Genomic DNA, 22,355 nt, shown 5'->3' with positions numbered 1-22,355 from the left:
AGAATGACATCTTATGGAACAGGGCTGGCGGCCGCCATTGCACCTCGTTGCCGTTGCCGCACGATGCGCAGATAGGTGTCTACAAGCGCCTGATTGACCTGATCCCAGCCGTAACGGTCGGCTTCCGTCTTGCCTTCCAGTCCCGCACGGCGGCGGCTTTCGGCATCAGTGCAATAATGTTGAAGGGCGTCCGCGAACTGGTTGATCGCGCCAGGGCGGATCAGGCGGCCGGTGACGCCATCGGTGACAAGGCATTCGCTTCCCGTGGCGCGCGCGGCGACGGCGGGCAGGGCGCAGGCCATCGCCTCCAGCGTCACATTGCCGAATGTCTCCGTGACCGACGGATTGAACAGCATGTCCATGCTGGCCACCGCGCGGCCCAGATCTTGCCCCTGCTGGAAACCGAGGAATGTCGCATCCGGCAGGCGATTTTCGAACCAGCTCCGCGCCGGACCATCGCCGATTACCAGAACGCGATGGCGGACTTGCCGCGCCTGAAGAAGATCGATGGCATCGGAAAATACGTCAAGGCCCTTTTCCATCACCAGGCGGCCGGTAAAGCCAATGACGGGGAGATCATCCTGGATGCCGAGGCTACGCCGCCATTCCATGTCACGGCGGCCAGGGTTGAAAATCTCCCGGTCGATACCCCGCGTCCAGATGCCGATGTCATAGCTCATGCGCTGGTCGCGCAGAACCTGCGCCATGGAGTCGGATGGCGCAACCAGAGCGTCGCAACGCCGGTAGAAACGCCGCAGCGCCGCAACCATCAGCGGCTCCAGAAACGCGAGACCATAATAGCGGGGATAGGTTTCAAAACGGGTATGGACGGATGCCACGATGGGCAGATTGCGCTTGCGGGCATAGGATACAGCCCGATGGCCCAGCGGATCGGGACTGGACACGTGGACGAGGTTGGGCGCGAACGCCGTGATGTCCCGCCTCAATCGGGCGGACATGCGATAGGGCACTTGATATTCGCCACGCCCAGGCATGGGAAAGGAGGGCGCGCTCACCAGATCGCCGGCAGGCTCAAAGGCGGGCGTGCTGGTCGTTGGAGAATAGACGCGGACCTGAGCGCCCTGCCGCAGAAGATAGCCGACAAGCCGGTTCAGCGCCTGGTTCGCACCATCGCGCACATAATTATAGTTTCCGCTAAAGAGGGCGATGCGGAGGCCGGTGACATCCATCGACGCCCCTTAGACGAGGGCGGAAGAAACGCCAAGGGCGGTTTGGGGCCAATGCATTCGTTCCGGCTCTGTTGTTCCCGCGCATCATCTGCCACCATGGCGTCATGACCCAGGCCGGTATGACCATACATGCTCTGTTGAGAGGGACTCCCGTGCCGTTCCGCGACGCGGAATATAGCGCCATAGCCAAAATGCCCATCTCAGGTCTGGTCAGGATCGGATGGCTTGGCTTGGAGGGCGACGCCGTTGCCGACCGGGTGCATCATGGCGGGTGGGACAAGGCCATCCATCTCTATCCGCAGGACCATTATCCGTTCTGGCGGGAGCGCAAACCGGGCCATGCCCTGCTGGATCAAGCGGGGGCGTTTGGTGAGAATATTGCCTCATCCGGCCTCACCGAAAGCGAGATATGCATTGGCGACCGGTTCACGCTGGGCAGCGCCGTCTTGGAAGTCAGTCACGGGCGGCAGCCCTGCTGGAAGCTCGATCATCGTTTCGGCGCGAAGGATGTGATGGCGACCATCGTCAAGACGGCGCGATGCGGCATATATTTCCGCGTGGCGCAGGAGGGGGAAGCCGATGCTTCGGTCGATACCCACATGGCGCTGATCGACAGGCCCCAGCCCGAATGGCCGGTTGCACGTGTATTCCGCCTGCTGATCGGCGGGGGACATAAAGGTGATCCCGCAGCGGTACGGGAACTGGCGGCGATGCCGCTGCTTGCGGAGGCGTGGCGGGAACGGGCTGCAAAACTGGCCGGATAGAGGGTGGCGGTCCGACGCGACCTTATGCTTGAAGCCGTTCCAGTGAATAGCCCGTCCATTCCTTGATCCGGCGAATGGCGAAGCTGCTATGCATGGCGGAAACGCCGGGCAGGCGGGACAGGCATGTACGGTGGATGACGTCAAAATGATCCATGTCGGCCGCCGCGACGCGCAGCATATAGTCGGCGGACCCGGACATCAGATGGCATTCGAGAATATCGTCAAACCGCCCCACGGCATCCTCAAACCTGTTCATGTCATCCTGGCTCTGGCTCGTGAGAGAGATTTCCACGAACACTTGCAGTCCAAGGCCGAGCTTGCGGGGATCGAGCCGGGCGGAATAGTTGCGGATATAGCCCTCCTCCTCCAGCGCGCGCAGACGGCGATGGCATGCGGATGTCGATAGAGCGGCTTTTTCCGCGATCTGGGCGATGGATTGGTTCGAATCGCGCTGAAGCGCGTTGAGAATGATGATGTCGGTGCGGTTCATGCCAGATATTCCTGATAATCGCTCGATGTAGGAATTTTTTCCCGAATAGCGCGAAATCGGATTGTAAGTGGGGAATTAATTCCAGCAAAGATGGGATAAACTGCCGGAGCACGAATATTCGGGAGATGGATGATGATTGTCGGCACGGTGAAGGAGATCAAGAATCACGAATATCGCGTCGGTCTCACCCCGGAGAGCGTCCATGAACTCGCCGCCCATGGCCATGACGTGCTTGTCGAGACCGGAGCCGGAGAAGGCATAGGCGCCAGCGACGCTGACTATGAAAGGGCCGGGGCCACGCTCCTCCCCACGGCGGCCGAAATATTCGCACGGGCGGAAATGATCGTGAAGGTGAAGGAACCGCAGAAAGCGGAACGGGCGATGCTGCGTCCGGGACAAATTCTTTACACCTATCTCCATCTTGCGCCCGACCCCGAACAGACCCGCGACCTTATCGCGAGCGGCGCGACCTGCATCGCCTATGAAACGGTAACGGACTCATTCGGCGGCCTGCCGCTGCTGAAGCCGATGAGCCAGGTTGCCGGACGCATGTCGATCCAGGCCGGCGCGACGGCGCTGGAAAAGGCGCACGGCGGCCGCGGCGTCCTTCTGGGCGGCGTTCCGGGCGTGCTGCCGGCAAAGGTTACTGTGATCGGCGGCGGCGTGGTCGGCTTCAATGCAGCGCAAATGGCGGCGGGACTGGGCGCGGACGTCACGATCCTGGACCGCAGCCCGGAAGTGCTGGAGAAACTGGGCACCTATTTTGAGGCGCGGGCCAAGACACGCTTTTCCAATCGCGCCAATCTGGCCGAATGCGTCGCCCAGGCCGATCTGGTGATTGGCGCGGTGCTGATCCCCGGCGCCGCCGCTCCCAAGCTCGTCAGCGCAGCGATGCTCAAGACCATGAAGAAGGGCGCCGTGCTGGTTGATGTGGCGATCGATCAGGGCGGATGTTTCGAAACAAGCCGGGCGACTACTCACGCCGCCCCGACCTATGTGGTCGATGGCGTGGTCCATTATTGCGTGGCGAACATGCCGGGCGCGGTTGCGCGCACCAGCACCTATGCCCTTAACAATGTGACGCTGCCGCATGCCCTTCGCATTGCTGATCTGGGGTGGAAGGAAGCCCTTCGCCGCGATCCGCACTTGCTTGCCGGGTTGAACATCTGGGATGGCAAGGTCACCTATGAAGCCGTGGCCCGCGATCTGGGTCTGGAATTTGTGCCCGCCGCTAGCGCCCTGACTTGAATATTCAGGCGGCGGCCAGCAGTTCCACCGCCAGGGCAAGTCTGCGCGCATCTTTGCAGGCGATATGCTGTTGCGGCAGGCGGACGGTAGCGATGGCTTCGGCCCGCTCTATCGCGCCGGTCGTGGTCCGCATTTCCTGGAACAACTCACCCAGGTAGAGGATCGGGAATGGCGGGGGACGGCGGCATGCCTCCGCCAGGGTTTCCAGCCAATAAGCGTCCAGATCGCTGTCGGCGAACACCCGGCATCCCTGCGCCGCTTGCGCCAGTTCAGTCAGCACCTGTTGCGCGGGAACGCCCTTGCGGATCAGCAGATCCCGGCTGATGCCATGCAGTTTCTCCGCCTCATCGGACCAGTCCCAATATTGCCATTTCTGGGCCGGGCGGATCAGCCAGCTTTTTGCTGGACCGCCCACCTGCACCAAGGCCACCTCTATGGGATAGGACTCGCCATCCTCCGGCAAGCAGGAAGCCTCGAAATCGACGATCGCAATTCTGTCCAATGCGCGCCTCCGATGTAGCAAGGCGAAGCTATCACGAAGATCGGCATCCGCCAAACTGCCCGTTGGTACACTATCAGCGCGAACCGGACGGGTCGGTAAGCGGAATGGAAATTTCCCGCGATCCCGCCGTCAGCGCGAATGGCAGGGAACCGGTCTGACGTTCGATCATGCGGTGAACCCGCGGCGCGTCCGGGCCGGAATGCAGTTCCCGGATTATCGCGAAATTGTCCGCATCGGCATGTGTGCGGCGCTGGTTATGCCGCAGATAGTCCAGCCAGGTCGCAACATGATAGCGCTCCACCCACAGGTCCGCCTCTCCCAGATCGCGCATCAACGTCCAGTGCCGCGCGCCGTCGCGCACGCGGATACGGCGGCGCTCGTTCATCGCGGTGAGGAACTCGACGATGACTTGCTCCGCAATGCGATATTCTATGGTGACGACAATGGGGCCGCTGCGGGGTTCGATCGATACGGCGATTTCCGGCTCGGACCACAGGTTCAGCAGATCGAGATTGAGATCATGAACTTCCGGAAGCGGTTTCAGGAAACCGGGAGCCATTCCGACAAGCTGAAGCAGCGCAGCCAGCAAAAGGGCCATGGTGATGCTGTGAAGCTCGGCGATTTCACCGAATATCCAGCTTCCCGCCGCCATGCCGCCAAAAGCCGACATCTGATAAAGGGCGACTGCGCGCGCGACCACCCATCTGGGCGCGGCCATCTGCACCGACACATTGAGCGTGGAAAGGGCGACCACCCAACCGGCGCCAGCGAGCAGCAGTGCGGCAAGGGTGAGGGGAAGCCATGTGCTGATCGCGGCTATGGCCGCCCCAGCGCTGATGACGACCGTCGCCAGCCGGACGATCCATTCTGTCGAAAACCGCTCACGCAGCGCACGGCTGTTGAGCGCCCCGATGACCGCCCCGACGCCGAAGCTGCCCAGCAGCGCGCCATAGGAAAGCGGGCCGCCCGTCACAAGGTCGCGCGCGACGAGCGGCATCAGGGCGGGCACAGCGCTGGAGGCCAGGCCGAACAGGCCGGCGCGGGAAATGATGTTGCGGAGATTGGGCGACATGGCGACGTAGCGGATGCCCGCATTCATCGCTGCGCCCAGATTTTCACGCGGCAGAGCACGGGCGGGCCGGGCGGGCCGCCAGCGCGCGAGGACCACGATCAGGCCAAGATAGCTGATCGCGTTGACAAGGAAGGCCGTTGCCGCTCCGGCCGCTGCGACGATGGCGCCGCCAATCGCTGGCCCAGCGCTGCGGGCGATATTGAAACCCATGGCGTTCAGCGCCACTGCACCGGGCAGCGCTGGTCTTGGCACCATGTCGCCCACCGACGCCTGCCACGCCGGACCGTTCAGCGCCGTCCCGCATCCAATCAGGAAAGTGAAGGTCAACAGAAGCCAGGGCGTCAGCAGGCCATACCAGGCGAAGATCGCCAGCGCCGCCGATACGGCGAGCATGAATATTTGCGCCCACAGCATTACAAGACGCCGGTCGAGATTATCGGCGACCGCGCCTGCCCAGAGGGACAGCAGCATGATGGGCAGAGTCGTGGACGATTGCACCAGCGCCACCATGGCGGGGGAACTCGCCAGCGAGGTCATCATCCACGATGCGCCGACCGACTGGATCAGTCCTCCCAGGTTTGACCCCAGGCTGGCGATCCACACCATGCGGAAGATGGGAATCGAAAACGGGCCCGGTGGACGATAGTCCTCCGATGGCTGTGACGGGTTGTCGGTCATGATATCGACCCTATGCGGCCATCAGGCAGTTGTCGCCTGATGGCATGACAGGCGGGTTGCAAGAGGTTATTGCGCCAGTTCTGCTTCAATCGCGGCGACAAGGGCTGCATCGTCCGGCGGGGTCGTCGGGGCGAAGCGCGCCGCGACTTTCCCATCCCGCCCGATCAGAAATTTCTCGAAGTTCCACAGCACCTCCGGTTCGGGATTTGGCGTCATGCCATATCCGCGCAGCTTTTCCCGGAAAGAGTCGCCGTCTCCCTGTGCCTTTGGCATGGCGGATGTCAGCGCCTCATATAGCGGATGCTTGCCTTCCCCTACGATGCTCATCTTGGCGAACATCGGAAATTTCACGGCATAGTTGGTCTGGCAGAACTGGGCGATTTCTTCCTCGGTGCCGGGTTCCTGTCCGGCGAAGTCATTTGCCGGGAACCCCGTCACCACCAGGCCCTGATCGGCATAGGTCTCGTAAAGCTTTTCCAGCCCCTCATATTGCGGCGTCAGCCCGCATTTTGACGCAACATTCACGACAAGAACCACTTTGCCCGCATAGGCGCCCAGCGAACTGTCCTCGTTGCGAATCGTCTTGAGGGGGATATCCTGCAGGGCGGTGGTCATCGCATGTCTCCTTTATATGGTTGTCTGAATTAGGCAGGGGGCGGGCTATGGACAAGCGTAATCGCCGCCCTTGACGTCATCCTTCTATATCGCCTGTCCCGCCGCCCATCCGCTCGCCCAGGCCCATTGGAAATTATATCCGCCCAGCCAGCCGGTCACGTCGACAGCTTCTCCAATGGCGTAAAGACCTGGCAGGCGGCGGCTTTCCATTGTCTGGGATGAGAGGTCCGCGGTGCTGATGCCGCCGGCAGTGACCTCAGCCTTGGCGAATCCTTCCGTGCCATTCGGATGGAATTGCCAGTTGGCGATGCGCTGCTCCACCGCGTCGATCATCCGGTCGGGCTGATTGCCAAGCTCGCCAGGAAGCGCCGCCTGATCGGCGAGGGCGTCCGCAAGCCGGGTCGGCAGGCAATCCGACAATATCGAGCGCAGAGATGAGCGGGGCCGTGCGCGCTTGGCTTCCTTCAGCCAGCCTGCCTTGCGGTCCGGCAGGAAATCGATGCCCACGGCTTCACCATGCCGCCAATAGGAGGATATCTGCAATATCGCCGGGCCGGATAGCCCTTTATGCGTGAACAGCGCTGCTTCCCGGAAACTGGCCTTACCCGCCCGCGCGGCGACTGGCGCGGATACGCCGGAAAGCGCCCGGAACAGGGTCTCCTCGCCGCCCAGCGTCAGTGGCACGAGGGCGGGGCGAGGTTCCACAATCTTCATTCCGAACCGGCGGGCTACGTCATATGCAAAACCGGTCGCACCCATTTTCGGAATGGAGGGGCCGCCCATGGCCAGCACAAGGGCGGGTGCAGACGCCTCGTCAGCGCCGCAGCTTATACGGTACCGTCCGTCGGCATGGTCGATGCCGGTGATTGTACGATTTACGGCTATGTCGACTGCTGCCGCCGGACACTCCTCCAGCAGCATCGCAACGATCTGTCGCGCGGAGCCGTCACAGAAAAGCTGGCCCAGTGTCTTTTCATGCCAGGCGATGCGATGACGATCGACCAGGGTGATGAAATCCTCTGGCCGGTATCGGCCAAGCGCGGATTTGGCGAAATGCGGATTGGCGGAAAGGTAGCGGTCCGGCGCCACATGCAGATTGGTGAAGTTGCACCGGCCGCCGCCGGAAATGAGGATTTTCTTCCCCACCTGATCGGCATGATCGATTAGAAGGATCTTGCGACCCCTTTGTCCAGCCGTCGCCGCGCACATCAGTCCCGCCGCGCCGGCCCCAAGCACTATCGCGTCATAATTATGGGGCAAGCGAACCCTCTGCGACCTCGATGTCGAGAATCTCCAGTGCATCGGCGACGCCGTTAAATGGCGCGGTCTCGCCCACGGCACCGCCGATCAAGGCGCGCGCCAGAGGAGCCGAGAAGGCGATGAGGCCAGATGCAGGGTCTGCCTCGTCATGACCGACAATGGCGATGCTGCGTTTTTTGCCGCCCATCATGAAGATCACGCGCGATCCGATGCCCGCCTCGCCCTCTGCAGGGGATGGCGCGATTTCCGCTGTGGTAAGGCGCGTGTCCCAGTAACGCAGGTCGCGTTTCAGCCGGTCGCGTTCCTCATCGGTGGCGGCTTCTTCTATGGCGGCGCGCACCGCCTCTGCCTTCTGGGCCAATATCGCCTTCCCACGCGGCGTGACGAGATTGGGGCCGGGAGGTATCGGAATCTCGAACTTGGGTTCCAGATGTTCCTCATCGCTTTCACGGCGAAATGCGACGCTCATGTCTGTGTCCTTGCGGTCCTGGGCCAATATATTTGTGGTGAGTTCCACCGTTGCCGGTGGCGGATGAAATACAGCATTGCCCGGCTTGCGCCAGTGGCGGCGTGGCCGGACGCGCCATTTGGGAGGATGGCGTGAGGGATATCGGCGGCTGGACCGTTCCTGTGTCATGAAGGTTTTGGTCATTCCGACTCGACATGTTCAGGGGGACAATGATGGACAGAAGAAGCTTTCTCGGTCGCGGTATACTGGGCGCCGGCGCTCTTGGTCTGTCGGCGGGCGGGTCAGTGCGCGCCGCATCGCTTCTGCTCGATCGCGATTCTCATATCATTCCCATCCGCGCATCGATCGACCGGATGTTCCGGGTGACGGTGTGCCTGCGCCCGTTTCGTGCGGCGGGACCCAGGATTGAGGCCGAGGAAGTCGGCCGCAAGCTGGTCATCCACAATTATGGGCATGGCGGGAGCGGATGGTCGCTGTCCTGGGGATCGGCGGCGGTGGCCGTCGGAAAGGCGATGGAGGTCAGCCCGAAAGAGGTTGCGGTGATTGGCGCGGGGGCGATGGGTCTTACCGCTGCATTGACCGCGCAGCGGGCAGGGCTGGCGGTCACCATCTATGCGAAGGAGCAATTTCCTGATGTCCGGTCGGCCAGGGCCACGGGAACATGGTCCCCCGATTCCCGCGTCGCGATGGAGAAGGATGTCGATCCCGGCTTTGGCGATCGCTGGGAAAGCATGGCGCGGACCTCATTCGCCGCATTTCAGGGTTTTCTGGGATCAGCCGGAGATCCGGTCGAGTGGACGGATCGCTATGCCCTGTCCGACCTTTCCCCTGTTGAGCGGCAGGCGGCTCGACCGGAAGAAGCAACCGGCTTTTCTCGCCTAGAACATCGTCTTCATGACATCACGCCGCGTTCGCAGCCGCTGGGACCGGGCGAACATCCGTTTCCGACCGCGTTCGCCTATCGCAACAGTTCTTTGACCTTCAACGTCGCCGATCTTTCCCGGCAATTGATGAACGACTTTCTGATCGCGGGCGGCAAGGTGGTGCCGATGACCTTCCACGAGCCGAACGACATCATGAAGTTGAAGCAGAAGGTCATCATCAACTGCACCGGCTATGGCGCGAGGGCGCTTTGGAAGGATGAGAGCGTCATTCCCGTCCGCGGCCAGATTGCGTGGCTTATCCCTCAGGCTGGCGTCACTTATGGGGTTTACCACAAATCGCTGAACATCCTGGCCCGGCGCGACGGCATCGTCGTGCAGGAAGTGGGGGAGAATGACTGGTTCGGCTATAATGACGCGAATGAGACGCCGGATCGCCAGGCGGCCGAAACGTCTGTGAGGCAGGTGGCGGAGTTGTTTGCGCCGCGCCTCACGCCCGCTTGACCGTATGATTGTCCGAACCCTTTCGGCCCGCCAGAAATAGGAGGCGTCTGATCTGGTTGCCTGGGCCGTTTCGGGAGCAAAACCATTTCCTGTCCGTTTCAGCGCTATCGCGAACCGGAGGACCCTTATGCCTATTTCCAAACCCCTATTGTCCACAGTCCTGATTGGCGTGGTGCTGGCGCTGGCCGCCCGGCGTGCGACAAGATCGCAAGGACCGCAGGTCGTATTCAATTAGGCCAAAGCGACTCGCACGAATCGCCGTTGAGATGGTTGACCCCAGAGCAGGTCGCCGGCGGTCTTTCCGCTACTCACTAGCCATTTAGGATAAAATAGCGGCATACCTTGGTCTTAGTGCGGGGAGTGGCCCCTTCAAATTAACCATTTGTTAACCATTATTCTTCACGTCTGCGATTCTAGTTAAAAGAAGATTAACCAAAATAGGTCGCGATCATGATGTTTATTTCTGGCTTGATCATCGGGGCGGGGCTGGTTGCCTGGTTTGTCGCGGACGGTGGCCGGGACGACTGGCTTGCCTGAACCCTCATGGGGCTAAAGCGCCGCGCACGCTGATTATTTTTCTTCCGTGGCGCTGCATGCTTTCCCGGCATGCCCGTTTAAGGACAATCTTCCGGCATTAAAGCCGATGCGGTAATCCAGCGCTACATTTAGCCGACATTCCATAGCCTTGCGCCCAGATGTTATGGACAGCTTTCCTTTTGGATAGTCGCCGACCGTTTCCTCGCGGATTTTCCTCCAGAATGGTCCTTTCCGGAGCGGCGCGCCATACTCGGAAACACACCAGACATTAATGTTTTTTCACGTTGTTCAGGAATGAAACAGCAAGGCTATTCATGCCAATTCTAGCGCCTTGCTAACTCAAAATTATGCTCCCTACTATTAGGGGCGGTAATTCTGAGGGGGATTATATGGCAACCATCATAGTACCAAGTTCGCTCCGTCGTTACACGGAGCAGCAGACGCGCGTAACCATTCCGGTCAACACGGTTGAGGAAGCATTGGCGCGATTTTCCGAGAACTCCGCCGATCTTCGCAATCACCTTTTTTCCGGCAATGCGCTGCGCAAATTCGTGGTGGTTTGCAAGAACGGCAAGGACATCCGCCTTCTCGATGGCCTGTCCACCCCGATCGGGAATGACGACGAAGTGCAGATCATCGCCAGCGTGGCCGGCGGATGAACGCCCCCGTCTCCATGGGCATGATGCCCGAATTGAGCGATCAGGAGCTTCGCCGCTTCGGCCGCCATCTCATCATGCCGGAGTTCGGCATTGAAGGGCAGCGCGCTCTGAAAGCGGGCAGCGTCCTGCTCATCGGCCTTGGCGGTCTCGGCAGCCCGGCCTCGCTCTATCTGGCTGCGGCCGGTATAGGCCGGATCGGTCTGGTGGACGCTGATGTGGTCGAGGAGACCAATCTGCAGCGGCAGATCGCGCATGGCTATAAAGTGCTCGGCACGCTGAAAAACGCTTCGGCCGAGGCGCGTATGCTGGACCTCAATCCCGATGTGGTGATCGAGCGGCATGACGTCCGGTTGAACATCGACAATGCGCTGGACCTGATCTCGCAATATGATGTGGTGATCGACGGGACGGACAATTTCCCGACCCGGTATCTGGTCAACGACACCTGCGTGAAATTGGGCAAGCCCAATGTGTTCGGCGGCGTTCTGCGCTTTGATGGTCAGCTTAGCGTGTTCGATGCGCGCCATGGCCCTTGCTACCGGTGCATGTTCCCGGAAGCCCCGCCGGTTGAGTTCGCGCCGAACTGCGCGGAAGCCGGCGTTCTGGGCGTTATGCCCGGCGTTATCGGAGCATTGCAGGCCACCGAGGCCATCAAGCTGATCAGCGGCATCGGATCGCCGATGATCGGGCGCATGCTGATCTATGACGGTCTCGACCTCAGCTTTACGACGGTGCAACTCGCCAAGGACGAGAATTGCCCGACCTGCAGCAAGGCGCCGGAGGACATCATCCTCAAGGAGACCGTGATGGTCTGCGCAGCTCCCGTAGGCCGGACGATCTCTGGCGAGAAGCTGCAGGAACGGCTGGCGGCCAAGGACGACATGGTCATCGTGGACGTCCGCAATCCGTCCGAATGGCTGTCGGGCAGGATCGCCGGATCCCGCGCTTTCTCCAAGCCGGATCTGGAACAGGTCCTGCAGGAAACTGGCGAGACCGATCTACCCAAGGATCGCGATCTGGTGCTGGTCTGCCAGTCAGGCATGCGGAGCAGCGCCGTCATCAAGTCTCTGGCCGCGGCGGGATATCTGCCTTCACGCCTTTATAATCTGGATAATGGCATGAATGCGTGGTCCGGCGCTGTTGAAACAGAATAGCGCCGTCGAAAAAAGCGGGGCGTTGTCCGCCGGGTGCAGCAAACCGTTAAGCTGCGCGCTCTACTGAACGGGTCGCTCCTTTTAGTTGAAGTCGGATGTTCCGGGGGGAATGGTATATGGATTTGGAACGGCAGACCGCCACGAGTGAGGACGTCATTCGCTGGATATCGACGATTGCCCCCGCCGGCGCCACGCCATCGGCGGCGGTCGCCGAAGAACTGCAGAATGCGACCGATCAGTTGATCGCCCTGTTCAAGGCGGACGGGAAGCTGGATGACAGCCCGGTCGCTTTGGCGATGAACCGGACCGTCGACCTGCATGAAGCGGCTGCGACCGCCCGCATCAAGGGCAACCGGATCCTCGTCACTGGCGGTCTGGGCGCCGTTGGTTCGCGGCTGATCCCGATCCTTGCGCGCCTGGGCGCGGCAGAGATCGCGATCGTCGACATTGCCGAACATGATTATCAGCCCGACGGAGAGGCGCACGCCCTGAAGCCGGTGGTGCACCGGGTCGATATCAACGACCTTGCGGCTTTCGATGCGATTGTCGCAGCGTTCAGGCCGCAGGTGATATTCCACCTTGCCAGCATCCGCGAACCCGGCCGCGCAGAGGTGGTGGTGCGCGAGGCGATCGACACCAATGTCTTTGGCACGCGCAACGTCATCGACCTTTGCCTGAAGCATGGCGTTGAGGACGCGATCTATTCCTCCACGGGCAAATGCTTCGCCTATGTGACCGACCATGTGTATACCGGCAGCAAGAAGCTGGCCGAGGCGCAGTGGGCGGTGGCCGCGCGGGCCAGCACATCGACCCGCTTCCGCTGCACCCGCTTTACCCATGTCATGGAAAATGGCGTGGTTGCGCAGGATATCGTAGACGGCATCGAAAGAGGGCTGGTTGGGCTCCATGGTCCGGACCGGCATTTCAATGTGCAGAATCTGCGTCAGGCCACGCATCTTCTGATCAACGCCCTTGCCCTGTCGGAAACCACTCCGGTTGACGGCTATTGGTCCGCTGTCGACCTTGGCTGGCCGGTCAACACGCTTGAACTGGCGCTCTACAAAATCGTCCAGAGTGGCAAGCGGGCGGCGGTCTATTTCTCCGGCGTTCCCAGCGGTTATGACGAGGTATTCTTCCGCGGCCAGTTTTCCTGGAACGATGAGGTCGAATATCATCCATTGATCAATGCGCTCGAAGCGCCGACGGGTTTTGGCGACAGCAGCGGGACCATGGCGGGCGCGCGCATCCAGATGTTTGATCCTGCCGCGCTGCAGGTGGAGCTGGATCGCCTGAAGGCCAGCCTGGACGATGAATCACTTGATTTTCCTCAGCTCAAGCAGGCGCTTCTTGAGGCGGTGAGCGGTCTTGCCGCGGCGATCTTCGCGGCCGCCGAGTTGCCGCGCATCGTCGATGTCCTGTGGTGGGGCGCGGCCCCGGCATGGGCCGGACCGAACGCCCATCTTGCAGTCAAATTCCGCGAGGTCATCAGCCTGTTGGCGGATGCGGTTGCGGCCGGGTTTGCCGGCGCGCCGGAGCTGCTGAACGGGGACATGCGCGAGAAGCTGGAGGAAGTGGCCGAAACCCTGTCCCGCGTGGACAGTCTTTCCTCACAGGCCGCCGCACTGAATGCGCTGCTCACAGAATCGACGGTTGTGGCCGCGAGGGCCTGAAAAAGAAAAAGCATCCCTTTCGGGACCGCAGAAGCCTGCGTCGCTCCGGCGGCGCAGGCTTTTTCGTGGTGGGTAGTTTGCCCCGATCGAGCCATCGCGTCAGAAGTGGTCTTGCCCGTCCGGACGGCCGCCGCACCCAGGCAAATGCGCGATGCAAGACTGATGTTATGTAAAATGGTCGGGGAGAGAGGATTCGAACCTCCGGCCCCTGCCTCCCGAAGACAGTGCTCTACCAGGCTGAGCTACTCCCCGACCGAGCCGGAATCGCATGTGCGGGTCCGGCAGGCAGGCGGCGGTCTATAGAGTCGGGGTCTGGATGTTGCAAGCGTCCCGGCCGGGTTTATTGCAGGGACCTATAACAGCCCCGACTGGCGAAAGCTGAATCGCCTTTTTCCGGCATATATGACGTGGTCGGCCAGACGGATATGCAGGGGTTTCAGCAAACGGCAGAGCAAGCGCGTCGTCAGGATATCGTCCGGGCTGGGCGAGGGATCGCCAGCGCCATGGCTATGGTAGAGCAGCAGGAAGCGGCACTGCCTGACCAGCGCCTCCTGCACGATCGTCCGCATGGGAAGCGCGACATGACCCGGACGACCCCGGAGCGGCAGGACGTGAACAGGACTGCATGCCTCGTCGATAAAAATCACCAGAGCTTGTTCATTGTCGGTCGCCTCTGGCGCCATCATCTGCAGGGCTTCATGGGAGCGCATGCTGGGGTTTTGGCTGCAAGCGCGGCCCGTGCGCCACGCCGCCTTTCTCCGTTATGGAGGCAATTGGCATCATGCTTGTCCATTTCGGAGGGAGGGCCGCGCTGCTTGGTCTGCCGCCCGCGCTCGTCTAGAACGGCTTCATGATCGCAGACTCGCACGCCCGGCAAACGCCCCATTATGAGCAACAATATCTCGACCTGATGCGCCATATATGGCTGCATGGCGATGAGAGGATCGACCGGACGGGCGTGGGCACACGGTCCATCCTGGGGGCGACCATGCGCTTTTCCCTGGCGGACGACGCGATTCCCCTGCTCACTACCAAGCGGGTCTATTGGAAGGCCGCCGCGCGGGAGATGCTGTGGTTCCTGACGGGCAACACCAATATCCGGCCGCTGGTGGAGCAGGGGGTCCACATCTGGACGGACTGGCCGCTGGACAGCTATCGCCGGGAAACGGGCGAGGACATAGATCGCGATGCGTTTGAACGGCGGATCATCGACGATGAGGCTTTTGCGACCCGCTGGGGCGACCTTGGCCCTGTCTATGGCGCGCAATGGGTGAACTGGCCGCGTTATGAACCGGCGGGGGAAGGTCTGTTCCGCCGTGCGGAGCAGGGATATAACCAGATCGCCGAATTGGTGGAGGCTATCCGCACCAACCCCGGATCGCGCCGGTTGCTGTTCACCGGCTGGAATGTGGCGGAACTGGCGGGAATGGCGCTTCCGCCCTGCCACATGACCTATCAATTCCATGTGGCGAACGGGAAGCTTTCCGGCATGCTGTTCCAGCGCAGTTGCGACCTTGGGCTGGGCTTCGCTTTCAATATCTTCGGCCTTTCCATGCTGACCCGCATGCTGGCGCAGCAATGCGACCTGGAGCCGGGCGAGGTGGTGTGGAGCGGCGGTGACGTTCACCTTTATCTCAACCATGCGGATCTGGTGGAGGCGCAGATTGCGCGGGTTCCCTCCGGCGCGCCCCGCCTGCGGATCAATCGCAGGCCTTCGAGCATTTTCGATTATGCGATCGAGGATTTCGAGGTGCTGGACTATGCGCCGCAGGGCCATATCGCAGCGCCGGTCGCGGTCTAGGCTGGAACGGCAAAGGGAAAATGACGGGAGGCAAAGTCAGATAGGTCAGCAAAACTTGCCTTTTCCTACGTCTGTAATATGATAACGCTGTAGGGTAACAATATTACGATGCATTGACTGGAGCTGGGATGGCTGAGCGAAACGGAGCCGGAGATCGGACAGCAGGGGATCGTGCGGGGCGCAATCTGCCGCCGTTGAGCCTCTATGTGCCGGAGCCGCATTTCCGGCCGGGCGATCAGGCCGATTTTTCCGGGTTCGACATTCCCGCCGCAGATGCGGCTCCACGACCCGACGAGACGAGCGCAGCCGGGGATATGCGCGACATGGCCTATGGCCTGGTCCGCGTGCTGGATGAGGGCGGCAATGCCGTTGGCGCGTGGAACCCCAACCTGCCGCCCGAAACCCTATTGAAAATGCTGAGGGCGATGGCGCTGACCCGTGCGTTCGACGAACGGATGTTCCGGGCGCAGCGGCAGGGCAAGACCAGCTTCTACATGAAGTGCACGGGCGAGGAGGCGGTCGCGGTAGCGGCGGCTATGGCGCTGGACCGTGACGATATGTGCTTTCCCAGCTACCGGCAGCAGGGCCTGCTGATCGCGCGCGACTGGTCCATCGTCGACATGATGAACCAGATTTATTCGAACAAGGCCGACCGGATGCGCGGACGGCAGTTGCCGATCATGTATTCGGTCCGGGAAGCAGGCTTTTTCTCCATTTCCGGCAACCTGACCACGCAATATCCGCAGGCGGTCGGCTGGGCGATGGCCAGCGCGGCGCGGGGGGACACAAGGATCGCGGCGACCTGGTGCGGCGAAGGGTCGACGGCGGAGGGCGATTTCCATTCGGCCTGCACTTTTGCGAGCGTCTATCGGGCACCCGTGATCCTGAACGTCGTCAATAACCAGTGGGCGATCAGCAGCTTTTCCGGCTTTGCCGGGGCGGAGGCAACGACCTTTGCGGCGCGCGCTGTGGGCTATGGCATCGCCGGGCTGCGGATTGACGGCAATGACGCGCTGGCCGTCTATGCGGCGACCCGCTGGGCGGCGGACCGGGCGCGCAGTAATGCAGGACCGACGCTGATCGAGCATTTTACCTATCGGGTGGAGGGGCACAGCACCTCCGATGATCCGGGCCAGTATCGTTCCGCCGATGAGGGCAGCCACTGGCCGCTGGGCGACCCGATCGCGCGGCTGAAGCAGCATTGCATTGGCCTGGGCATCTGGGACGAGGAGCGGCACGCCGCGATGGACGCGGAACTGGCCAGCATGGTGAAGGATGCCGCCCGCGAGGCCGAGAAGAACGGCATTTTGGGCCATGGCATGCATCAGCCGTTCGAAACGATGTTCGAGGATGTGTTCGAGGAGATGCCCTGGCACCTGAAGGAGCAGCTTCAGCAGGCGATCGACGAGAAGAAGGCGGCCGGGCTATGAGCATGCCGCACATTCATTCCGTCACCCCTGCGAAGGCAGGGATCTTGCTACTGTTCCGGCGCAGCCAAGGAAGCGGGACCCCTGCCTTCGCAGGGGTGACGGCCTGTGGGGTGGAGTATGGTCGTCATGGCTGAGGTTGTTTCAGAAGTCGTCCCCGGCGCGGGAACCGAGACCGTAGGGCCGGGCGATGCCAAACAGATGAACATGATCCAGGCGATCAACAGCGCCCTGGACGTGATGATGGGCCGCGACCCCGACGTCGTCGTCATGGGCGAGGATGTCGGCTTTTTCGGGGGCGTGTTCCGCGCGACGGCGGGGCTGCAGGCAAAATATGGCAAGAACCGGGTGTTCGACACGCCGATCACCGAATGCGGGATCATCGGCGTGGCGGTCGGCATGGGGGCCTATGGGTTGCGGCCGGTGCCGGAGATCCAGTTTGCTGATTATATCTATCCGGCGCTGGACCAGCTCGTCAGCGAGGCGGCGCGGCTGCGTTACCGGTCGGCGGGCGAGTTTATCGCGCCGATGACGGTGCGATCGCCCTTTGGCGGGGGCATTTTCGGCGGGCAGACGCACAGCCAAAGCCCGGAAGGCATCTTCACGCATGTATCGGGCATAAAGACGGTGATCCCGTCCACGCCTTACGATGCCAAGGGCCTGTTGATCGCGGCGATCGAGGATAATGATCCGACGCTCTTTTTCGAACCCAAGCGCATTTATAACGGCCCGTTTGACGGCCATTATGACCGGCCCGCCAAAAGCTGGGCCGGGCATGCCGATGCGCAGGTGCCGGAGGGATATTACCGGATACCGTTGGGCAAGGCGCGCACGGTGCGCGAGGGCGAGGCGCTGACCATCCTCTGCTACGGTACGATGGTGCATGTCGTCGCCAGCACGGTGGCGGAAGCGGATATCGACGCGGAAATCATCGACCTGCGAACTTTGGTGCCGCTGGATATCGAGGCGATAGAGGCGTCCGTCAGGAAAACCGGCCGCTGCCTGATCGTCCATGAGGCGACGCGGACCGGCGGGTTCGGCGCGGAGCTGTCGGCGCTGGTGCAGGAGCGATGCTTCCACCATCTGGAGGCGCCGATCGAGCGTGTGACAGGTTTCGACACGCCTTACCCGCACAGCCTTGAATGGGCGTATTTTCCGGGGCCGATCCGCATCCGCGAGGCCATGGCCAAGATTTTGAAGGACTGACCAGCATGGCGCGTTTCACGTTCCGCCTTCCCGACATTGGCGAAGGCATATCCGAGGCGGAGATTGTCGGCTGGCATGTGAAGCTGGGCGATACGGTGGAGGAGGACCAGCCGCTCGCCGACATGATGACCGACAAGGCGACCGTCGAGATGGAATCGCCGGTCGCCGGAACGGTGGTCGAACTGGCCGGGGAGCCGGGCGACCAGATCGCCATTGGCGGGATGCTGGTGGTGATCGAGACGGAAGGCGAGGGGGAGGTCGCGCCGCCCGCGGCGGTTGAGTCGCCTGCGGTGGAGGAAGATGTTCTGGAGGCGGAGAATCCGGGGGTTGAGCAGATTGCCGTTCCCCCTCCCGTTCGCCCTGAGCCTGTCGAAGGGCTGCCCTTGGCTTCGACTGTTGTGGAAGGGAAAGGGCAGGGCTTCGACAAGTTCAGCCCGAACGGAGAGGAGAGCGCCAAAGTCCTCGCTTCCCCGGCTGTCCGGGCGCGGGCGAAGGCGCTGGGCGTTGATCTGGCGCAGGTGCGCACCGCCGACGGGCGCATCCGTCATGCCGATCTGGACGCCTATCTGCTCTATGGCGCGGGCGAGGGATACCGGCCTGCCGGACGATCGGCGACCCGGCCTGACGAGGCGATCAAGGTCATTGGCATGCGGCGACGGATCGCCGAGAATATGGCGGCGTCCAAGCGGAATATCCCGCATTTCACCTATGTCGAGGAGATCGACGTCACTGACCTAGAGGCGATGCGGGCGGACCTCAACGCGAACCGGGGCGACCGGCCGAAGCTGACCATGTTGCCGCTGCTGATCGTCGCGATCTGCAAGGCGTTGCCGGGCTTCCCGATGATCAATGCCCGCTATGATGACGAGGCGGGCGTGGTGACGCGGCATGGGGCGGTGCATCTGGGCATGGCGACGCAGACCGATGCGGGCCTGATGGTGCCGGTGATCCGCGACGCGCAGAACCGCAATGTCTGGCAATTGGCCAGCGAGATCGTCCGGCTGGCCGAGGCGGCGCGGAGCGGCAAGGCGAAGTCGGAGGAATTGTCCGGCTCCACCCTGACGCTGACTTCGCTGGGGCCGCTGGGCGGCGTAGCGACGACGCCGGTCATCAACCGGCCGGAAGTGGCGATCATAGGCCCCAACCGGGTGATTGAGCGGCCAGTGATCAAGGATGGCGAGATCGTGGCGGCGAAGCTGATGAACCTGTCAATCAGTTGCGATCATAGGGTCGTGGACGGATGGGACGCCGCGAGTTTCGTTCAGGCGATCCGCAAGCTGCTGGAAACGCCGGTCCTTTTGTTCGCCGACTAAACGCATTGCGCCCAACAAATGCGATGAGGAACGCGACGGTATCTGGCTTTTTTCAAGCCGGTTTAATCGTGGCGGTTCAAGGGTTTGGCAGGAAAATCCAACACACGCCTTCGCATATATATCGCGAAAGCGGTGATCCGAGTCGCTTTTGCGGTAAGTCGATGGAATCATTAACTAATTAAGTTAACCATAATGGTATGAATAGGCCCAGCGGGAGAGGGGGGCTTATTCATGGGCGCCATTATCAGGCAATGTATCGCTGTGGCGGTTACGGCGGGTTTGCTCGCCGGATGCGCAGGCGGCAAACGAAAGCCGATCGCCAGCGTCTCCAAACCAGCCGCCAAGCCCTCATCCATGCCAAGGCCGCCCATGGGCGCAACGGCGGGCATGACCATCCCGGCCGTCGGCAAGGACGGCCAGCGGATCACCCCGAACCGGGAATTGAGCGAAGCGGCGACGCTGTGGCATGTCCGCATGGCGTTGAATGTCGCGGCGCTGTCCTGCCTGAAGCAGGATGCCGCGCGCGTGCAATATAATCAGTTGCTTAACGCGCATAAGACGATCCTGGCCAAGACCAACAAGGCCGTCGACGCGGAATATAAGGAGCGCCTTGGATCGAAGGGCGTGGACGCGCGCGACCGGTTGAACACGCGCGTCTATAATTTCTTCGCGCTGCCGCCGGTGCAGGAGAGGTTCTGCGACCGGGCGATTGTGGTGGGAAGGGCGGCCAATGCGCGGAAATCGTCCGAGTTGAGCGCCTATGCGCCGGAAGCGATCGCCAGCCTGGAGGCGCCTTTCCTGGAATTTTACGACGCCTATGCGGTGTATCAGGTGCGGCTGGCGGCCTGGCGCAAGGAAGGGCGGCAGGAATTGTCAGCGCGATAGGCGGCGCGGCCTATCGGGGCTGATATCTGCGGCAGCTTCGGCATGAACGGCATGGCCAAAGACAGGCTCTTTTCCGTTCGTTTCGAGCGCGCCGGGAACGGGCGCCAAGGCTTCTCGACACGCTCGAAGCGAACGGATTTGGCGGACAGGCCGAGAGGCGCAGGATAAACAGTAAGCCGATCGGTTGACTTTTTCCGTCAATCCACAATATTAAACCATATGGTTGAACGACTCGATATGACCTTCATGGCCCTGGCCGATCCCACCCGGCGCGGCATGCTGGCGGCGCTGGCGCTTGGCGAGCGGAGCATTGGCGAACTGGCGCAGCCCTATGCCATGTCCTTCGCCGGGGCATCCAAACATGTGAAGATGCTGGAGCGGGCGGGACTGGTGTCGCGGCGCAAGGTGGGCCGGACGCAGATGTGCAGCCTGCAGCCGGAACCGTTGGCCGAGGCCGAACGCTGGATCGCGCAATGGGAGCGGTTCTGGACGGTCAGCCTGGACCGGCTGGATGCTCTGCTCGCCGCTGACAAGGAGTCGAAGGCATGAGCGAGGCCCCCGTGATCTTGACCGTCACGCGCGCCTTCGACGCTGCGCCGGAGCGGGTGTTCGACGCCTGGCTCGACCCCGCAATGGCGGGACGCTTTCTGTTCGCGACGCCGGGCGGGGAGATGGTGAAGGTGGAGATCGATGCGCGCGTAGGCGGCGGTTTCGAGATTGTAGAGCGGCGGCCCGGCGGGAACGGAGGGAGCGGTGATGCGCATCATTATGGCCGCTATGAGGTGATCGACAGGCCGGAGCGGCTGGTCTTCCTGTTTCGCGCCGACCCCTCCGGCGAAGAAGAATGGACGCGGGTGTCGATCGCGATCGCGCCCGCTGACGGGGGCGGATGCACCCTGACCCTGACGCATGAGATGGACCCGCAATGGGCCGCCTATGAGGCGCAGACCCGCAAGGGCTGGACGATGATCCTTGGGTCGCTGGCTACGCTATTGGAGAATGGACATGGTTGAGATCGAACGCATCGGCGCGGACACCATCCGGTTCGAACGGATATTGGACGCGCCGGTCGAGACGGTGTGGCGTTACCTGACGGACGCGGAGCTGCGCGGCCAGTGGTTTGCAGGCGGACCCATGGAGCCATGCGTGGGCGGGACTGTCGAGCTGCTGTTCGACCATGACACTCTGTCGGCCGACGATGTGCCCTATCCGGCGGAATATGCCGCGAGCAAGGGCGCGGTGGGGCGGGAGACGGTGGAGCAGTTCGACGCCCCCCGGCTGCTGGCGTTCACATGGGACGGCGGCAAGGAAGGCGTGGCGGAGTTCAGGCTGTTCCCGGAGGGCGAACGCACCCGGCTGGTCCTGACCCATAGCGGCATCAGCGGGCCGGGGCCGATGGCGAATTTCGGCGGCGGATGGCATTCGCATCTGGCGGTGCTGCAGGGCGTGCTTTCCGGGGAGAAGGTGCGCGATTTCTGGGCGCTGCATGCGCGGTCCGAGGCGGCGGTGAAGGGGGTGTTGGGGTAGGGTGGCCGGATAGGGCCAAATCGCCGCCATTTCTCCTCTTGTCACCCCGGCCCTGAGCCGGGGTCCCGCTGCTCTCTGTTTAGCAATTCGAACATATCCCGTCAGTCAGGATTGCTGCGCTCAATCAGGTCGAATTTCCACTGTTGAAATCTAAAATAGCGGGACCCCGGGTCAAGCCCGGGGTGACGGGGAACATACGCAGTTAGCCTTTCAACACCCCCGCCAAAGCCTCATCCCAGCCCGCCAGACGCTTCGCTCTCACATCCTCGTCAAGCGCGGGAATGAACCGTTCGCTCGGTCCCGCCATTGCTTCGCAGGCGTCTTCCAGCGCCGGGAACAGGCCCGCGCCGACAGCGGCGAGCATGGCGGCGCCCTTGGCGGTGGTTTCGACGAAGGCGGGGCGGGTGACGGGCATGTCCAATATGCCGGCAATGTCCTGCGCCATCCAGTCATTCGCGGCCATGCCGCCGTCAATGCGCAATTCCGTCCAGGGCGCGCCATCG

At 62.0% G+C, this 22,355-nt stretch carries 23 protein-coding genes and 1 tRNA gene; 14 read left to right on the top strand and 10 right to left on the bottom strand.

The genetic code is table 11. The features are described from left to right. Positions 1–11: 11 nt before the first annotated feature. Complete coding sequence (locus tag BHQ40_RS14625; protein ID WP_070156598.1) at positions 12–1,190, bottom strand: glycosyltransferase family 4 protein; 1,179 nt, start codon at positions 1,188–1,190, stop codon at positions 12–14. Positions 1,191–1,294: 104 nt separating this feature from the next. On the opposite strand from BHQ40_RS14625, the gene BHQ40_RS14620 reads away from it, so the two are divergent. After that, on the top strand, positions 1,295–1,954 hold the full coding sequence (locus BHQ40_RS14620; RefSeq protein WP_070156620.1) for an MOSC domain-containing protein: 660 nt from the start codon (positions 1,295–1,297) through the stop codon (positions 1,952–1,954). A gap of 22 nt (positions 1,955–1,976) precedes the next feature. Here BHQ40_RS14620 and BHQ40_RS14615 read toward each other — a convergent pair whose 3' ends face one another. Continuing rightward, entirely contained in the window at positions 1,977–2,444 is a 468-nt protein-coding gene (locus BHQ40_RS14615; protein ID WP_070156597.1) for an Lrp/AsnC family transcriptional regulator, read from the bottom strand. Between the two features lie 132 nt (positions 2,445–2,576). On the opposite strand from BHQ40_RS14615, the gene ald reads away from it, so the two are divergent. Beyond that, positions 2,577–3,692, top strand: a complete 1,116-nt coding sequence (ald, locus tag BHQ40_RS14610) for an alanine dehydrogenase (protein ID WP_070156596.1) — start codon at positions 2,577–2,579, stop codon at positions 3,690–3,692. Positions 3,693–3,696: 4 nt separating this feature from the next. On the opposite strand, the gene BHQ40_RS14605 is transcribed toward ald, so the two are convergent. The 5 genes from BHQ40_RS14605 to BHQ40_RS14585 form a co-directional block, all read right to left on the bottom strand. Continuing rightward, the gene (locus BHQ40_RS14605) at positions 3,697–4,194 is read right to left on the bottom strand and encodes a 3'-5' exonuclease family protein (protein WP_070156595.1); all 498 of its coding nucleotides are present in this window, start codon (positions 4,192–4,194) and stop codon (positions 3,697–3,699) included. Positions 4,195–4,267: 73 nt separating this feature from the next. After that, positions 4,268–5,944, bottom strand: a complete 1,677-nt coding sequence (locus BHQ40_RS14600; protein WP_070156594.1) for an MFS transporter — start codon at positions 5,942–5,944, stop codon at positions 4,268–4,270. Between the two features lie 66 nt (positions 5,945–6,010). Next, positions 6,011–6,559 carry a glutathione peroxidase gene (locus BHQ40_RS14595; RefSeq protein WP_070156593.1) on the bottom strand — a complete coding sequence of 183 codons (549 nt, stop codon included), beginning with the start codon at positions 6,557–6,559 and terminating at the stop codon, positions 6,011–6,013. 84 nt (positions 6,560–6,643) lie between these two features. Further along, entirely contained in the window at positions 6,644–7,861 is a 1,218-nt protein-coding gene (locus BHQ40_RS14590) for a BaiN/RdsA family NAD(P)/FAD-dependent oxidoreductase (protein WP_070156592.1), read from the bottom strand. Next, on the bottom strand, positions 7,809–8,288 hold the full coding sequence (locus BHQ40_RS14585) for a GreA/GreB family elongation factor (protein WP_070156619.1): 480 nt from the start codon (positions 8,286–8,288) through the stop codon (positions 7,809–7,811). Before BHQ40_RS14585 ends, BHQ40_RS14590 begins: the two co-directional genes overlap by 53 nt. A gap of 209 nt (positions 8,289–8,497) precedes the next feature. On the opposite strand from BHQ40_RS14585, the gene BHQ40_RS14580 reads away from it, so the two are divergent. The 4 genes from BHQ40_RS14580 to BHQ40_RS14565 all read left to right on the top strand — a co-directional run bounded on the left by BHQ40_RS14580 (position 8,498) and on the right by BHQ40_RS14565 (position 13,693). After that, the gene (locus BHQ40_RS14580; RefSeq protein ID WP_070156591.1) at positions 8,498–9,673 is read left to right on the top strand and encodes an FAD-dependent oxidoreductase; all 1,176 of its coding nucleotides are present in this window, start codon (positions 8,498–8,500) and stop codon (positions 9,671–9,673) included. Positions 9,674–10,599: 926 nt separating this feature from the next. Further along, on the top strand, positions 10,600–10,869 hold the full coding sequence (locus tag BHQ40_RS14575) for a MoaD/ThiS family protein (protein WP_070156590.1): 270 nt from the start codon (positions 10,600–10,602) through the stop codon (positions 10,867–10,869). Further along, positions 10,866–12,023, top strand: coding sequence for a molybdopterin-synthase adenylyltransferase MoeB (gene moeB / locus BHQ40_RS14570; RefSeq protein WP_139139313.1), 1,158 nt, complete (start codon positions 10,866–10,868; stop codon positions 12,021–12,023). The genes BHQ40_RS14575 and moeB overlap by 4 nt, the downstream gene beginning before the upstream one ends. Before the next feature lie 116 nt (positions 12,024–12,139). Then, a complete protein-coding gene (locus BHQ40_RS14565; protein WP_070156589.1) occupies positions 12,140–13,693 on the top strand; it encodes a polysaccharide biosynthesis protein in 1,554 nt (517 codons plus the stop codon). A 175-nt stretch (positions 13,694–13,868) separates the two neighbouring features. Here BHQ40_RS14565 and BHQ40_RS14560 read toward each other — a convergent pair. Both BHQ40_RS14560 and BHQ40_RS14555 read right to left on the bottom strand, forming a co-directional pair. Continuing rightward, positions 13,869–13,945 (bottom strand) — tRNA-Pro (locus BHQ40_RS14560). 101 nt (positions 13,946–14,046) lie between these two features. Then, positions 14,047–14,403, bottom strand: a complete 357-nt coding sequence (locus BHQ40_RS14555; RefSeq protein WP_070156588.1) for a JAB domain-containing protein — start codon at positions 14,401–14,403, stop codon at positions 14,047–14,049. Positions 14,404–14,543: 140 nt separating this feature from the next. Here BHQ40_RS14555 and thyA point away from each other — a divergent pair, with 140 nt between their 5' ends. From thyA to BHQ40_RS14515, 8 genes are all read left to right on the top strand, one after another. Then, positions 14,544–15,494, top strand: coding sequence for a thymidylate synthase (gene thyA, locus BHQ40_RS14550; RefSeq protein WP_070156587.1), 951 nt, complete (start codon positions 14,544–14,546; stop codon positions 15,492–15,494). Positions 15,495–15,622: 128 nt separating this feature from the next. Then, the gene (locus BHQ40_RS14545) at positions 15,623–16,924 is read left to right on the top strand and encodes a 3-methyl-2-oxobutanoate dehydrogenase (2-methylpropanoyl-transferring) subunit alpha (RefSeq protein WP_070156586.1); all 1,302 of its coding nucleotides are present in this window, start codon (positions 15,623–15,625) and stop codon (positions 16,922–16,924) included. 198 nt (positions 16,925–17,122) lie between these two features. After that, entirely contained in the window at positions 17,123–18,127 is a 1,005-nt protein-coding gene (locus BHQ40_RS14540; protein WP_139139314.1) for an alpha-ketoacid dehydrogenase subunit beta, read from the top strand. Positions 18,128–18,132: 5 nt separating this feature from the next. Beyond that, positions 18,133–19,440: a dihydrolipoamide acetyltransferase family protein gene (locus tag BHQ40_RS14535; RefSeq protein WP_070156584.1), complete on the top strand. Its 1,308-nt coding sequence runs from the start codon at positions 18,133–18,135 to the stop codon at positions 19,438–19,440. A gap of 231 nt (positions 19,441–19,671) precedes the next feature. Then, positions 19,672–20,325, top strand: coding sequence for a hypothetical protein (locus BHQ40_RS14530; protein ID WP_070156583.1), 654 nt, complete (start codon positions 19,672–19,674; stop codon positions 20,323–20,325). Between the two features lie 237 nt (positions 20,326–20,562). Next, positions 20,563–20,874 (top strand): ArsR/SmtB family transcription factor, encoded by a 312-nt coding sequence (locus BHQ40_RS14525; RefSeq protein WP_216094889.1) that lies wholly within the window; start codon positions 20,563–20,565, stop codon positions 20,872–20,874. Then, complete coding sequence (locus BHQ40_RS14520; protein ID WP_070156581.1) at positions 20,871–21,338, top strand: SRPBCC family protein; 468 nt, start codon at positions 20,871–20,873, stop codon at positions 21,336–21,338. The genes BHQ40_RS14525 and BHQ40_RS14520 overlap by 4 nt, the downstream gene beginning before the upstream one ends. Beyond that, positions 21,331–21,852: an SRPBCC family protein gene (locus BHQ40_RS14515; RefSeq protein ID WP_070156580.1), complete on the top strand. Its 522-nt coding sequence runs from the start codon at positions 21,331–21,333 to the stop codon at positions 21,850–21,852. Before BHQ40_RS14520 ends, BHQ40_RS14515 begins: the two co-directional genes overlap by 8 nt. A gap of 202 nt (positions 21,853–22,054) precedes the next feature. On the opposite strand, the gene BHQ40_RS14510 is transcribed toward BHQ40_RS14515, so the two are convergent. Beyond that, the coding region (locus tag BHQ40_RS14510) for an FGGY-family carbohydrate kinase (RefSeq protein WP_253183367.1) at positions 22,055–22,355 on the bottom strand (301 nt) is incomplete at its 5' end.

It is taken from the genome of Sphingobium phenoxybenzoativorans (assembly GCF_001757355.1).
Lineage (GTDB): Bacteria > Pseudomonadota > Alphaproteobacteria > Sphingomonadales > Sphingomonadaceae > Sphingobium > Sphingobium phenoxybenzoativorans.
The sequence above is the reverse complement of the archived record's forward strand: the minus strand, read 5'-3'. Positions and strand labels throughout refer to the sequence as shown.